This is a genomic window from Halobellus rarus (genome assembly GCF_024494595.1).
GTDB lineage: Archaea > Halobacteriota > Halobacteria > Halobacteriales > Haloferacaceae > Haloquadratum > Haloquadratum rarum.
The window spans coordinates 1-13,382 of the sequence record NZ_JANHDI010000014.1 but is presented as its reverse complement, the minus strand read 5'-3'; the positions used below and the strand labels follow the sequence as shown (position 1 = coordinate 13,382).

General features: G+C 54.4%; 16 protein-coding genes. 10 read left to right on the top strand and 6 right to left on the bottom strand.

The window, feature by feature from the left end; all coding sequences use genetic code 11:
• The first annotated feature begins 5 nt into the window (after window positions 1–5).
• Window positions 6–917 carry a glycosyltransferase family 2 protein gene (locus tag NO876_RS15785; RefSeq protein WP_256422630.1) on the top strand — a complete coding sequence of 304 codons (912 nt, stop codon included), beginning with the start codon at window positions 6–8 and terminating at the stop codon, window positions 915–917.
• Window positions 917–1,792: a glycosyltransferase family 2 protein gene (locus NO876_RS15780; protein WP_256422629.1), complete on the top strand. Its 876-nt coding sequence runs from the start codon at window positions 917–919 to the stop codon at window positions 1,790–1,792. The genes NO876_RS15785 and NO876_RS15780 overlap by 1 nt, the downstream gene beginning before the upstream one ends.
• Here the strand turns inward: NO876_RS15780 and aglG are convergent.
• A complete protein-coding gene (gene aglG, locus NO876_RS15775) occupies window positions 1,782–2,720 on the bottom strand; it encodes a glucosyl-dolichyl phosphate glucuronosyltransferase (RefSeq protein WP_256422628.1) in 939 nt (312 codons plus the stop codon). The genes NO876_RS15780 and aglG overlap by 11 nt on opposite strands.
• Before the next feature lie 2,211 nt (window positions 2,721–4,931).
• On the opposite strand from aglG, the gene NO876_RS15770 reads away from it, so the two are divergent.
• On the top strand, window positions 4,932–5,222 hold the full coding sequence (locus NO876_RS15770) for a hypothetical protein (protein ID WP_256422627.1): 291 nt from the start codon (window positions 4,932–4,934) through the stop codon (window positions 5,220–5,222).
• 189 nt (window positions 5,223–5,411) lie between these two features.
• Here the strand turns inward: NO876_RS15770 and NO876_RS15765 are convergent, their stop codons facing one another.
• The gene (locus tag NO876_RS15765; protein WP_256422626.1) at window positions 5,412–5,786 is read right to left on the bottom strand and encodes an ATP-binding protein; all 375 of its coding nucleotides are present in this window, start codon (window positions 5,784–5,786) and stop codon (window positions 5,412–5,414) included.
• A 174-nt stretch (window positions 5,787–5,960) separates the two neighbouring features.
• Here NO876_RS15765 and NO876_RS15760 point away from each other — a divergent pair, with 174 nt between their 5' ends.
• A complete protein-coding gene (locus tag NO876_RS15760; protein WP_256422625.1) occupies window positions 5,961–6,242 on the top strand; it encodes a toxin-antitoxin system TumE family protein in 282 nt (93 codons plus the stop codon).
• Entirely contained in the window at window positions 6,239–6,670 is a 432-nt protein-coding gene (locus NO876_RS15755; RefSeq protein WP_256422624.1) for an HVO_A0114 family putative DNA-binding protein, read from the top strand. Before NO876_RS15760 ends, NO876_RS15755 begins: the two co-directional genes overlap by 4 nt.
• Before the next feature lie 88 nt (window positions 6,671–6,758).
• Here the strand turns inward: NO876_RS15755 and NO876_RS15750 are convergent, their stop codons facing one another.
• On the bottom strand, window positions 6,759–7,832 hold the full coding sequence (locus tag NO876_RS15750) for an RNA ligase family protein (RefSeq protein ID WP_256422623.1): 1,074 nt from the start codon (window positions 7,830–7,832) through the stop codon (window positions 6,759–6,761).
• A gap of 81 nt (window positions 7,833–7,913) precedes the next feature.
• Window positions 7,914–8,798: a DUF7504 family protein gene (locus NO876_RS15745; RefSeq protein WP_256422622.1), complete on the bottom strand. Its 885-nt coding sequence runs from the start codon at window positions 8,796–8,798 to the stop codon at window positions 7,914–7,916.
• Between the two features lie 186 nt (window positions 8,799–8,984).
• Here NO876_RS15745 and NO876_RS15740 point away from each other — a divergent pair, with 186 nt between their 5' ends.
• Both NO876_RS15740 and mntA read left to right on the top strand, forming a co-directional pair.
• Window positions 8,985–9,239 carry an ArsR family transcriptional regulator gene (locus NO876_RS15740; protein ID WP_256422621.1) on the top strand — a complete coding sequence of 85 codons (255 nt, stop codon included), beginning with the start codon at window positions 8,985–8,987 and terminating at the stop codon, window positions 9,237–9,239.
• A gap of 776 nt (window positions 9,240–10,015) precedes the next feature.
• A complete protein-coding gene (gene mntA / locus NO876_RS15735; RefSeq protein WP_256422620.1) occupies window positions 10,016–10,447 on the top strand; it encodes a type VII toxin-antitoxin system MntA family adenylyltransferase antitoxin in 432 nt (143 codons plus the stop codon).
• Between the two features lie 58 nt (window positions 10,448–10,505).
• Here mntA and NO876_RS15730 read toward each other — a convergent pair whose 3' ends face one another.
• Together NO876_RS15730 and NO876_RS15725 are read right to left on the bottom strand one after the other, a co-directional pair.
• Window positions 10,506–10,886 (bottom strand): hypothetical protein, encoded by a 381-nt coding sequence (locus NO876_RS15730; RefSeq protein ID WP_256422619.1) that lies wholly within the window; start codon window positions 10,884–10,886, stop codon window positions 10,506–10,508.
• A gap of 33 nt (window positions 10,887–10,919) precedes the next feature.
• On the bottom strand, window positions 10,920–11,144 hold the full coding sequence (locus tag NO876_RS15725; RefSeq protein WP_256422617.1) for a hypothetical protein: 225 nt from the start codon (window positions 11,142–11,144) through the stop codon (window positions 10,920–10,922).
• A 589-nt stretch (window positions 11,145–11,733) separates the two neighbouring features.
• Here NO876_RS15725 and NO876_RS15720 point away from each other — a divergent pair.
• The 3 genes from NO876_RS15720 (at window position 11,734) to NO876_RS15710 (ending at window position 13,178) form a co-directional block, all read left to right on the top strand.
• A complete protein-coding gene (locus tag NO876_RS15720) occupies window positions 11,734–12,027 on the top strand; it encodes a nucleotidyltransferase family protein (protein WP_256422616.1) in 294 nt (97 codons plus the stop codon).
• Window positions 12,024–12,362: a HepT-like ribonuclease domain-containing protein gene (locus NO876_RS15715; RefSeq protein WP_256422615.1), complete on the top strand. Its 339-nt coding sequence runs from the start codon at window positions 12,024–12,026 to the stop codon at window positions 12,360–12,362. The genes NO876_RS15720 and NO876_RS15715 overlap by 4 nt, the downstream gene beginning before the upstream one ends.
• Before the next feature lie 420 nt (window positions 12,363–12,782).
• On the top strand, window positions 12,783–13,178 hold the full coding sequence (locus NO876_RS15710) for a DUF7344 domain-containing protein (protein WP_256422614.1): 396 nt from the start codon (window positions 12,783–12,785) through the stop codon (window positions 13,176–13,178).
• The last annotated feature ends 204 nt before the right edge of the window (window positions 13,179–13,382 follow it).

Sequence of the window (13,382 nt, the reverse complement as noted above, 5' to 3'; positions counted from 1 at the left end):
TTTCAATGAACAGTACCACACCTATCTCAGTTATAGTACCAGTCTACAATGACGCGGAAGGGATCCAAACGACTCTTAACGCGCTTGTCTCTCAGACCACCAATAATTACGAGGTTCTCCCAGTTGACAATAATTCAACAGATAAAACCGGAGATGTGATTGCTGAATTCGTCACAGACTATCCGGATGTTATCCGCCCATTCGAGGAAACAGACATCCAATCCTCCTACGCAGCCCGAAATACTGGCGTCAAATATGCTGAAGGTGATGTCATATTATTTCTGGACGCTGATATGTGGGTCCCAGACACTTGGATTGAGGAGATGATGGCTGCCCTCGAAACCCGCGATTGTGACTACCTAGGCTGTAACGTCAAACTCGTCGCAAACGACGAACCAACCTTCAGCGAACGCTACGAACAGGCCCTATCTTTCCCAGTCAAGACCTATCTCGAAGACAAACACTTCGCTCCCACCTGCGCTCTCGCTGTTCGCTGCGATATTTTCGATAAGGTAGGCCTTTTCGACGAACAGCTTGAATCGGGGGGTGACAAAGAATTTGGTCAGCGCGTGTATCAAGCGAGATTCGAACAGTGCTATACCAGCGACGTAACCGCGTATCATCCAGCACGCGACTCGTGGGACAAACTCAAATCAAAAGCGCTCCGAATCGGCCGTGGGCGAGCACAGATACGTAGATATCATCCTGAAATCGGTACGTATCTCCATCCCTTACATCCAATAAATTATCTTCCGCCGAGTCCATTTCGTCTCAAGCGGCGATTCTCCGGCTATGACACGTCGCTCTCGGAACTCATTTGCTTTTACTTCTTGGAATACCTCCTGAAGCTTACGCAGACATACGGAACAATCCACGAGTCACTCGCAATACATCGTTCTGAACGAGAAAAAAACTGATGGTTTCAATTATTGTCCCCGTCTATAACGATCCAGCCGGAATCCAGTTTACCATCGAATCACTTTCCGCCCAATCGATAGACCGCCAGTTCCGGGTTTTCGTCGTCGATAACGACTCCACCGATCGTACCCCCGAAGTTGTTCGCTCGTACAACGACGACCGGATCACTCTTCTCCACGAAGACGAAATCCAGGGCTCCTACGCCGCCCGCAACAAGGGGATCGAAAACACCGACAGCGACGTAGTAGCCTTCCTTGACGCCGACGAGACCGTAGACAAAGACTGGCTCGAAAAAGCTGTAGCAGCGATGAACGACCAAAATGTCGACTACCTCGGTTGCAACGTCGAACTCACACTCCCGGAAGACACCTTCGTCGGTCGCTACGACGGCCGGACCGGCTTCCCAGTCAAGCAATACCTCGAAGAACAACACTACGCCCCCACGTGCGCCCTCCTCGTCCGAAGAGACGTCTTCGAGGACGTCGGCCCCTTCGACAGCCGCCTCGTCTCCGGCGGCGACATCGAGTTCGGACAGCGCGTCCACGAGGCGGGCTACGAGCAGGGCTACGCCGAGGACGCGGTCGTCACGCACCCCGCGCGCACCTCCTTCGAGGCGCTCGCGAAGAAAAACTTCCGCGTCGGCCGCGGCTTCTGTCAGAAGCAGCGCTACTACCCCGAACGCTACGGGACTCCCGGTATCCCGCCGACCCCGAGCGGCTCTGGGACCAACGAGAACGCGGACGAACCCGATGCCCTCGCCACGAAAATCGCCTTCGCACTCCTCTCGGTCGCGATGCTCGCCTGCCGCGGCCTGGGCTACTACTACGAGTTCCTCTTCGAGGAGGAACGCGATCTCTCCGATCCTAGGCGTTAGCCTTCTCCACGACGTCGGGCGTCAAGATAGCGTACAGATATCCCAATCCGACAGCCGCCGTGAACACGAAAATCGAAACGAGTTGCTTCACCGCCGAAATCGACGGCGACCGAATGAGGTGCTTGAAGCGCTTCGGCACGAAGTGCGTCAGTAACTGCTTCAGATACGCGCTCTTGTCGTCGGGAGCGTCGGGATACAATAAATCCATCACGCGCTTGGAGTAGCCCTGCCAGAACGATCGGAACAGCAACCACCGAAACTCCCCGCGATACTCAAACAGCGTGTGGTGCACTACCGCGTCCGTAGTGAACACCATCCCCTTTCCGTACTCCTCCAGCAGACGAATCCCCACGGGAGCCTCGTGTGCCTGCAGGTGCTTGTCGCCCTTCCGACCCGTGTTAGGATCGTAGCCGCCCACCTCCAAAAACTCCTCGCGCCGATACGAAATATTAGAGCCGTAGGTGTTCCGGACCACCTCGCCGTCCTCAGCAAAGCCCGGTTCCACACACCCTACTAGCCAGTAGAACTCTTCGGGGAAGAATTCGGGTTTCTCTGTCTGCCAGTCCGGCCGAACATCACCTCCAACAGCGATCGCATCGGTCGATTCGTAGACGTCGACCAGCCGCTGCACCCAATCGGGCTCCGCAGTTGCGTCGTCGTCGATGAATGCGACGATCTCCCCTGAGGCCAACTCGGCACCCTTCGTCCGGCTGAAGGAGATGCCACGATTCTCGGCGTTGTTGTGGACCACGACATCCTCTTCGCGACCAAAATCCGCCTGGACACGCTCGTAGACCTCCGGGTTGCCGTCGACGACGAGGATGACTTCCAGAGGTTCGTACTCCTGGGCGAGCACGCTCTCGACGCACTCGGAGAAAGGGTCATAGCGATCCATCGAGTACGTACAGACGACGACAGAGACCTTCATTATCGAACCCGTCTTCGAAGTCGCGAATAAGGATTGTGTTTCGAATACCGGCCCGTTCACCGCGCGACTGCCGGCTCGGAAAGTCATCGCTGATTGCGGAGGATACCCGGATACGAAACCCGAGAGAGACTCCACTGTTTCAAGTGAACGTCGACAGCTATTGGTCGGCTACAGACGCGAGTTTCACAATATATTCTAATCGGACTGTTGTAACTTCTTGCCGTCGATCGCGCAACCAGCGGTCGCGATCCGAACCGTATTGAGCTGTTTTCTCGTGTCAATGCGGGCGACCGAAAGTGAAGCGTCTCAATTTCAGACATTCACAAAAACACGTTAGAAACATATAATTATAATTACTTGATTTACAATAGAATAGTCCTCCGAAATACCGCTGTTATACCTGTAATTTCCCCCGCTAACCAGAATACACCCAATTGAGAAATAATCGCCATACTGCGATCCGTTATTGGGCTTCATTGCGACTGATAATAACAATAACAATGGTCATCCAAAGGTCGTAATACTGACTATCGGCTAGCGGCCGATCACCGCCAGAAAACCACTAAAGTAAATACAATTTGATAGAAGAAGAAACCGCGAAGGGAAACAGGAGAACCCAAAGGAAACCACTCGATTCATCACTTTTGTTGGGCGTCGCCACCCTCGTATGCAGGACCGAATTAGCTGAATCTCCCCAACGATAGTCCGGACTCTTCCCTATGGACGGTCGTGCGCGCCGAGCGTGTTGCCCAAAAGGATCGGGCAAAAGAAGCCCGAACTGACCACCAACAGGGACCGATACATAGAGAGTTCTCTTTGGGGTCGCCCTGAGAGAGTCACTGGAACAGCCAACAGAGATGCGCACCCCGAGGAATACAGCCTACCGCAGATTGGTATCACTCGTTGATCAGCGAGACTGCACGCTCTCCCCCACGAGTCTCCACCGATGCGCACCCAATCTGCCACCCAGTGGGGTGGAGCAGCACCCACAACTCGACAGTCCTAAGAGACCATTCAAGGACCCAATACGAACGCTCGAAGTACAGAACCAATCCTCCGAAAACAACCCCAGAATTCCAGCAGTCGAGCGGAATCTCATAGCAACTGAGACGGCTAAGATTGATCTGTCGACAGACGGAGACCCCCATCAATACGAAGAGTGCCCACTCGATACGCTACAGGGAACGGGAACAAACACGACCCGCTTGGGAACCCCCTGAGACAGTTTGCGTCGTCTTTCTGGAGAATACACTATTCAATGTGATTGTCAACGGAGTGCAGTTGTTCTCCAGACGATCGGGATGCTTTCAGGCCAACTCATTCGTTGTGTCACTCTTTGAGGCTGGAGGCGGTACCTCAAATTACGCCGAAGTTCTATTAGCTACGTAATGCTGCTCAACAGGTACAGAACACAGATACACCCACTGCCACCGGGGAGTCTATACCAGATCGAGTCAAGTAGGTTCCGTGGACTGTTCCGTGTGTGGCCCGCGGCCTGCACCCGTTCTCGGTCGGTTGGAGTTCCCCTTTGGATGGACTCCGAGCATTGATCTTCCAGGTCGCCCACTTGGTGTTCTCTGTCTGTTGTTGTTATTATCAGTCGGGAAAGACGGGTGTAACCATCACCCGTCACAGGGTATTTCCAGTATTCGGTGCCACTAGATTACACCCGTTTCTGAAGGGTCTAACGAACGAGTATAACGACTCAAAGTCGGAGTTGACTGGTTGATGTGTGTCTTGGAGACCACCATTGTACACAGCGGTAGGCACATACCAGATACACCTGAGAAAGAGCACGATCAGGTCGGAACAGAACGAATTTCGAACGACTGTTGGAGTGGATCGATCCGCCACCCAATGAGACAGTATCCGAACCTCCGAGGTGGTAAATATGAATCCTTGGATCCGTCGGTGTCCGTCGGTTGAGCAAGCCTCGAAGATCACTCCGAATCCGCTGACACAGCATTGACCCGTGCTGGCAAAAATAACAGGCGGAATCAACGGTGCCGAAGAGAGGAGTACCGGCGGTTTGGCCCCGGCCTCAGAACACATTGCGCTCTGATGGGCCGCACGAGGGAAATGCTCTCGTGAACGCCAGTCCGACACCGACCACGAGGACTAAATGACTATCGAGACGGTCCTGAGCCGCGCTAGATTGATTTGTATCACCCCAGGAGAGTGGAGGTCACTTCGTAGGTGGCCCCACAGAAAATGACGGACGCATTCTCCCACTCCGAGCAGCCCTCGGAGGCGACGAGCTGTATCGAACCGCAGAGCACCGCGAAAACCGCCCAGCCGATGACCCCGAAAACACCCCGTGAACATATCATCGAATTCGGTGGCGCCCGCTCGCGTCGGCGCCTCCGGTTCGTCCCACGGGAAACGGCCGGCTGGTGGCGAATCGAGGAGGTCTGGGGCGACACCGGCTGGAAGAGGTGCGATCGAACCCTCATCGCCGACTTCGAACAGTGGTCCCGACCCGTTCAGCCCGACGTGCTCTAGAAATTTTTCCAGTCTCACGAACAATATTCTCGTACTCTTGGGCCTCTCAAACCCCAGGTCTCGGCGCGACCACTCATCGGAAACTCGGTGCTGCACCCTGTCTCCGCGATGAGTTCGCGAAGGCAATGCTCGATCGGTTTCTCCAGTTTGGATATGTACTCAAATTCCCCGTGTCAGTCTTGGACACCCCTACCGACCGCCTGGTTCGACGAATTCGGCCGTGCGTATCGGGTCGCCGACGTTTTCTCGGAACTCATCAAGGGCGACCACACAGGCGTCGTCAACGCGGTTCGTGAGATACTGGAACGCATCGACGAAGCCGTCGACGGCCGGGGTGACGTCGTCGAACCGATCGGCACAGTGGGCCGCAAACTGTTCCGCATTCTGTGTGGATCCACGCTGGTCACAGAGGTAATACACTGATTGTGTGTCGATCGCATCCAGTGCTGTCGTCACCAGTGTCGTCTTTCCGACACGCCGGCGACCATACAGGACGAGCAACTGACGGTCGTCCTGAGCAAGATGTGAGCCCAACCAGTCCAGTTCCGCATCCCGGTCAATCATTATGCAGACGATAATATTATCGCGTGCATAATTGCTGTTTCAAGTACCAGATCGTCGACGCGTGGGAGCTGCCAGTCGAGTGCAGGACCCCCACGAAGACTGGACGCGAGTAAATACTTCTATGGGATAAATCCCATAATATTATATTGATGGGATGGATACCATAATATAGCGATGGTGCACGCGGTCATCGAAGATGTGGAGGACCGCGTCGACAATCGGGTGATCCGCCGGAAGATCATCCGGACCAATGATGAGAAATTTCCGAGTGGGTACCGCTACGCGCTCCACTACGGGTATACTGACGGGCGCGGCACCATCCTCCGCTACGACAACGAGAACCAGACACCGGGACGCCACGAGTGCCACACTACCGACGATATCAGAGAAATCAAGTTTCCAGGGATGATGGCGCTACGAGAGCAGTTCCTGGAGGAGATCGAAGAATTACCATGAGCACGACCACGAACACACTTAAGATTACGTTCGGACAGGCCGACGACCACCGCACGGCGGCTCGGAAGCGCTTGGAGCGCGCAGAGGCCGGTGAGACCAACGAGACGATCGAGCAGGATGCACAGTTCATCCTCAACTTCGAAGATTTCACCGACGTCGAGCGGCTGATGCGAACGTCGAACCTGGAACTCTTGGAGGCGATCGTGGACGAACGCCCCGAAAGCATCCGGGAAACTTCGGAAATCGTCGAGCGAGACTACCGAGAGGTCCACCGAAACCTAGAGGATCTCGAGGAGTTGGGCGTAATCGAATTCGAGGAGGGCGGCGGCCGAAAGCGTCCGATCCTCCGTGGAGGAAGCGAGACTCTCGACTTCTCGTTCAGAATTTCGCAGGGCGATTTCGGGGATACACAACCAGCATCAGTCTGATCGAGTGAGTCCCGATAGCGGCCGCTAATAGCGTCTCGATTTCCTCCGCGCTTGCCGATCTCCGATCGTGGTCGGTCGCCCATCGTTGCTATGAGAGGTGGTGCCAGATCGTAGTTGGATCGGCAGCGTTCAATTCGGCGTTCGTCTCCATCTTCCGGAGTTCTGCCACACACCGTTTGGCGACGAGCGGATAGACATCTGCAGGCGTGAGTTCAATATTGAGCTGCATTATCTCTTGATAGTTTTCGGTCCAGATGTCCTCGACGACGCGCGGATAGAGATCGTCCGCGAGGTGGATCCCGAACTCCCGTCCCTCTTCTATGACCATCGATCGAACTTCAGTGCGAATTCGAGCAGGCGTGCAGTACGCCGCGACGAGATACTCTGCACCGGTGTCGGTCTCGTCGGGATGCTGACCGAACTGCTCGCGGTTCAGTTCCCGAAACGCTTCGCGGACGAGTTTCACACGTCGGTCGTGGGCGTCGCTTCGGACGACGACACCTTCCACGCGAACGTCCTCGGAAAGCGAGGAAGTCGGGAACTCGTAGCTCTCGGGATCGAACCCGTCCGCCTCGGCGAGGATCGTAGCTGGGACGAACGCGTGTTCGGTCGGCGCCCTCTCATCACGAATCTGCTCGAGGACGTTCCAGGTCGCAGTCGTCGAAAGGAATCCATCGAACGTCTCGGCATAGGGATTTGCCGGTGACATCATCGTCTTGACATCCGAATACGGGAGGACGTCGAAACCGATCAGTGCTGGGAGAGAGCCGTCCGTGTAACCGTAATCAAGCGTCGAATAGACGAGATTCTCCGCATACACGATCAGTGGACTGCTGTATTCGTCGTGGAGTCTCCGGAGGACGTCCGATTCGATGCCCTCGCGAAGACAGCGGACGGCACGATGAAGGGCCCCATCGATCTCTTCGAGATTGTCATTCGCACAGCCTCTGATGGATTTCCGCGTTCCGAAAACGATGCTCCCATCGCCATCGGCGGCATCCACGACGATTTTAGGATACACATCGGCGTAGCGCTCGTCGTAGAGCGTGAATCGGAACGCACTCCCGTCGAATTTCTCGACGACCACCAGGTCCTCGGAGTCGAAGAACGCCTCCGGAACGACAGGATGATCGTGACGGGGGATCTTTGGGTATACCTTCATTGTTTAAGAGCCCGTGATCGTTCTCGCTGTCAAGCTACCTGTAGGAGGCGATACTGAGCGTTTCGATATTGCTCTGAGCGTTCAAATGGAGACTGAAAATCGCCCATCCGCATCGAACTCGATCACGACATCGAACAGCGGATCAAGAGTATCGATTGTCCGTTCAGCAACTAAAGTAGCATCACACTGCACCTGTAAGAATGTGTCAGTAGCAGCGACCTGTCCGATGAGCAGGTGGAAAAACTGAAACAGCTGTGAGAGCGCTGACGCATCGAGAAATGGCGCAAGCGAGTGGATCCGAACGACCGAATTCGCTCCGACTCTTTCCCAGACGGCCAGCTGGTCGCTCACCCGCTGACCGAGTGTCGAGAGGTCCCCACAGTCGGAGATTCTCACGACTTGCTTCTCCGGCTGTGGGTGATCGTAATCGACTCCGAGTCTGTGGTGAGATGCGATCTGCGCGGACTCTTCACCGGCCCCACAGACGAAGGGCGTTTGTCGTGTGGTGGGCGCTGTGAATTCCAGTTCCGCTTCGTCTTCGTTGGTAGATGGGATATCCCCATCCTTGGCAAACACTTCAAGCCACGCCTGATGATCGGTCGGACCAGCGATCGTATACGTCGGCCACTCGATGTACTCTGTGCTGTCGCCTGCGGGTCCGATACACAAGACGCTCGTCCCGGGCGCAATCGTTCCATCAGTCGATGCCGGCGTCCCGTCGACGGTGATCGTACCGTCACTGTTGAAGTCGATACGATACCCCTCGTAATCGAACCCCGCTGTAACGGATGGGCGTTCCGCATCGGTGGGCAACTCCTGCAGCGCATCCACATCGATGACGTCCTGCAGCGGTGTGAGCGCAGTCTGCTCGACTCCTTCGAGCCACGCAACCGTCGTCGCGACTCGAGTACTCAACGGGGCGTCTCCTTCGGAGGGCCTGAGAACAGGCTCAGTTTGTGAATCCATCGTCTGTGTCTGGGTGGGTAGTCGGTGATGATCGATTTCGGGAGCGACGGTCCGACAGCAGCACACTGGAACCTCGAACGGTGCTGGGATACATCACTCTACTTGAACCGTTGACTTGTTTGTTTCTACTGATCGGTCAGCAGTTTCTATTATATATGTTTCCCCTGATGGGTCTGAATCCACCGTATGATGGGCGGACTGATCAGCGACACCAAGTTGGAAATCTTACGACAACTGCGAACGGAACCGCTGCACGGTTACGCACTCGCAGCCGAGTTGGATCTCAGCCACGGCTATATCTACACGCACTTGCGCGAACTCCGGGACGCGGGGATGATCGAAATCGCCGCCGAACGCGACGGGAAGAAGATCTACCAGCTTTCGGAAAACGGCCAGTATCTCGTGAAAGCGTTCGAAGACGAGGAGTCACCGGATTCATAGGTGCTCCCTCCCTGAAACACGGACTGGATATCGTCGATCGCATACGAGTTGCTAGAAGCGATACCGTATTATTTGCACTTCCTGCAAGCTAAGAGTGTACACCAAGATGTCATAGAAGAGTTGCTATACCTGAATGGGAATCTCTCAGTACAGGGGAACAATTGATTCGAGCTTCACAACACTATGTCGTAACAAATATTATTGGTTAGCTGTCAACAAGTATGCGATAGAGCCCTCCCCTAATGTCGAATAAATCATCTGATCCTACTGAATTCACGGACAAAAGCGAACTGGTTAGTTACGAACGACAGGAGGAGACCTCGTTTGAAGATGATTTATTCACGGCATTTGAGGTAGCCGGAGCAGATTTAGAGAATCGAGACGTACCGATGATGGAATTCATTGACCCATTTGCACTTAAACGATTAAATTGGGATAACCCACAGTTGGAAGTGCGAACAAAAGTATGGGGATACCCACTGCGTATCACTCCCGACGATATCACGATATATTCACGTGAATAAATTCGTTCGGTAAGCACGCTTGTTCCCTCGGCTTATTCACCGAACGAGAAGTGAAATAAAGTGTGGAGGGTTGAAACGTCAGAGGGTGCCTCTGTGATACCGCATTCGGAGAACAATACCACTGTTTGTAGTTTTTTTAGATCCCCTGATCGGATAAAACCAATTCGCAAATATACATTATGAGTCCACAAGGCCGGAACAAGAACTCGATCCAGCGGAATTCTTTTGTGACGATACGGCGTGCTCTTATCTATGAACAGGAGTGCGGATCATTCACAGGTACTCTCAACTCTTGAGAAGACAGTGTGCTCTGATCCGGACATCGTGTTTGCTATCGTGTTTGGCTCACAGATTTCGGGGGAGTCGGCCCAGTCGTCCGATTTCGACCTTGCAATCAAGTTTGCAGATGAACTCTCCGCGGGTGACCGATTCGAGAAGCACTGTTTCCTCTCTGGTGATCTGCAGCACGAGGCGCTCCCGTTCATTGATGTCTCTGATATCGAATCCCTTCCACTGGCTGTCGCACACGATGCCATGAACGGTGAACTCCTGTGTGGCGATCAACAAGCATTCGAGCAGTTCAGGACAGCTATCGAAGAGAAATTTGACGAGCAACACGAGTCGCTTCGTCGCCAGCAGCGGGCGGTGATCGATCACATCGCGGAGGACGGTTTGCGTGGTTGACGAGCGGGTTGTTTCGGTCAAACTTGGGCAGATTGAGTAGATGTCTTCGCCTTTACCGTTAGGGAGACAATTTCACTTCCAGTAGTTTTCCATCACTAAACCTCGCTTCGAGACTCACGTACTCGTCGTCAATAACACGATGGAACTCGAACGTTCCGTGGTACTCTGTATCCACCCAATCGTGGTGTACTTTCCTCCGACTACCGATCATTTTCTCGATTGAACTCTCGAACCCATCGAGCTCGTCGTTGTATCGTGGGCGTTCTTCCTCGGGGATGTGGTCGTATTCGGCGTTCTCTTTGAGGAGACGACCATCGGCGGTGGCCTTGTAGTTCTCCATCGCCGGACGGTACTGGATGGATTTCGTCTGCCAGGTGATCTCAAAGGGATCCGCAGCAATCTCTGGAAATGCAACATCGAGTCCATCCTCAAACGTCACTCGATCGAATAGTCCCATTCTTGGCTCTCCTGATCAGTACATTCCATACTTTTTGCGACTGTTCTCGGCGTGATAGGGATTTTCAGACTCACAGTCGGGACAGACGAACAGATAGCTTTCGGGCTCGCGGCCATGTTTTTCTTCGAACCGGCCACGCGCGGCCGCTTGGTCCCTGAATAACCCGATCATATCCACCGTTATCCACTCTTCGCTGGTCTCGCCACAGATATAGCAGGTCAACGGTGTTTCCGTGGCCATTCTCGTCTTTGCTCCCGATTTGTATGCCTTGAGGGAACGTCGATCTGATAGTTCTCGTGTGTGTCCTCACGGACCACGTTCATCATCAGCGTCAAAGTAGCGCGTTCCTCGAGGCGTGCCACCCGCATCACCAAAGCGACGTTCGGCTTCCTCCCGCGAAAGTTGCGGACCCGTATATGGCCGCTCCGTGAATTGATTCCAGTAGTTTCGAGCCTCCAGTGGGAGCTGTCGATGCCACTTTCGATATGGTGGCGTATCCGATCGATGAATATGGATATGACAGCTCTGACAGACGGGAATCACGTTTTCGAGGCGATTATCCGACGCGTCACCGTTCACGTGATGCGTTGAGAGTCCCTGGCGGCGGTCGTATCCATCCGAGGGCGAGCGACCACAAAGCAGACACTCGTTGCCGTACTCGTCGATGACTTTCTGTCGGAAGCTTCGATCTGTCATCATCCAAGGATGGCCTGGAGTGGAGTTATTTGCACTTCCTGCAAGGCGCTGCCGTCCGGTGTTTGCCGAGATTGAAGCGAACAGAACTGGACTGACCATAATGTAGTTAACTAACGCAATCGAACCGCATACTATGACCCCAGACGAAGATATTTCTGCGCGCCTCGCACAGCTCAAGCCGCAACTTGAGCAAAAATATCCGATCAGTGAGTTGGCTATTTTCGGCTCGTACGCCCGCGGTGAACAGCAGTCCGATAGCGACCTCGATGTCCTCGTTGCATTCGAGAAGCCGGTAACGTTGTTCGATCTCGTTCGCTTGGAAAATGAACTAACGGACGAACTTGGCATCAAGGTCGATCTTGTGACAAAAGACTCGCTGAAGCCACGGATCAAATCCCGGGTCACTGAAGATCTCGTATACGTATGAGGGAAGTCCTTGATTATCTAGATGACATTCTTGAAGCCGTCGAAAAGATTGAACGATACACTAGCGAGATGGGCTACGAGGAGTTCGTCGAGGATCCAAAGACAATCGACGCCGTCCTCCGGAATTTCGAGGTGATCGGTGAGGCAGCGAAAAACGTACCGGAAGATGTTCGCCAAGAGTACAGTGATGTACCGTGGTCGGAAATGGCCGGGATGCGTGATAAACTCATTCACGGATACGCCACCGTCGAACTACGGATTGTCTGGACAACAATCCAAGAAGAGATTCCATTGCTGGGACCGCAGGTCGGGTCTGTTCGAGACGAACTCGACTAGGGTTATGTTCTGGGGGCTCCCCTCGCCAAGAGACTTGTATTATTTCACTCTTGACTGATTTTTACCCCCCGATGGAGGTGCGGGCTGGGTGAATTTCCGGCCTGCCACCGATGAACTCCCCACGAGACACATCCACGCTCGTCGTGGATCTCGAAAAGTTGTATCGTTTTCTCAATCACCGAAATAGTCACCGCGACACCCACGACCACGAGAGCACCCACGTAGCGAAACCGTTCAGCTTAGAGCTTCGGTTCACCGTCCAGCGAGGCCCACGCCGTCGCTACCGATTCGAGCCACGGCATACCGGCCCCGGATGGTGGCGCTTCGAGGATGAGTGGACGGGCTGTCAGTGGCGACCTGTGGGCCGTGAGGTGCTCAACGACATCGAACTTCGGATGGTGGGCTCTGAGGTCGATCCCGATGAGTGATGAGCCATATGACGGTCCGGGCAATCCAGATGATCTTCCGCTGTATCGTGAAAATGACATTTTCCACCTGCTCAGTCAACATCGCAAACGTGCTGTCATCCTCGCACTCGCGATGGCACCCTGGAGTCGGGTTCACCTGCGTCAACTCGCCGAGGTACTTAGCCTGCTGGAAGCGGACGGTGAACGCAGTACGGTCTCGACGCGGCAGGTGACGAATATCCGGACAAATCTCAAGCGCTCACATTTGTCTGCTCTCATCGACGCTGGCATCGTCGAGTGGGACGTCGACGAGCACGAGGTACTCGCCCCAGGACCGGGGTTCAACAGTGCTGTGCAGACACTCTACGCAGGTGGGTATTCCCTGAGCCACGATCCCACCGAACGCTGAGAAAATACAACACGAGTAGGACAGAACGGGTGTGTGTTGGTTACAGCGGTAGCGAGGCGAAAGCCCACCCGTTTACGGCTGTCTCTTACCCACAACTCCTATCGCCATAGTTCGTGGAACCTGTGGCCAAGATGCAGAGCGGTTCACGAAGCCGGCGGACTGAAGTAGACGAGGTGGAGCTGCGCCAGACCGATGTCTCTGGCA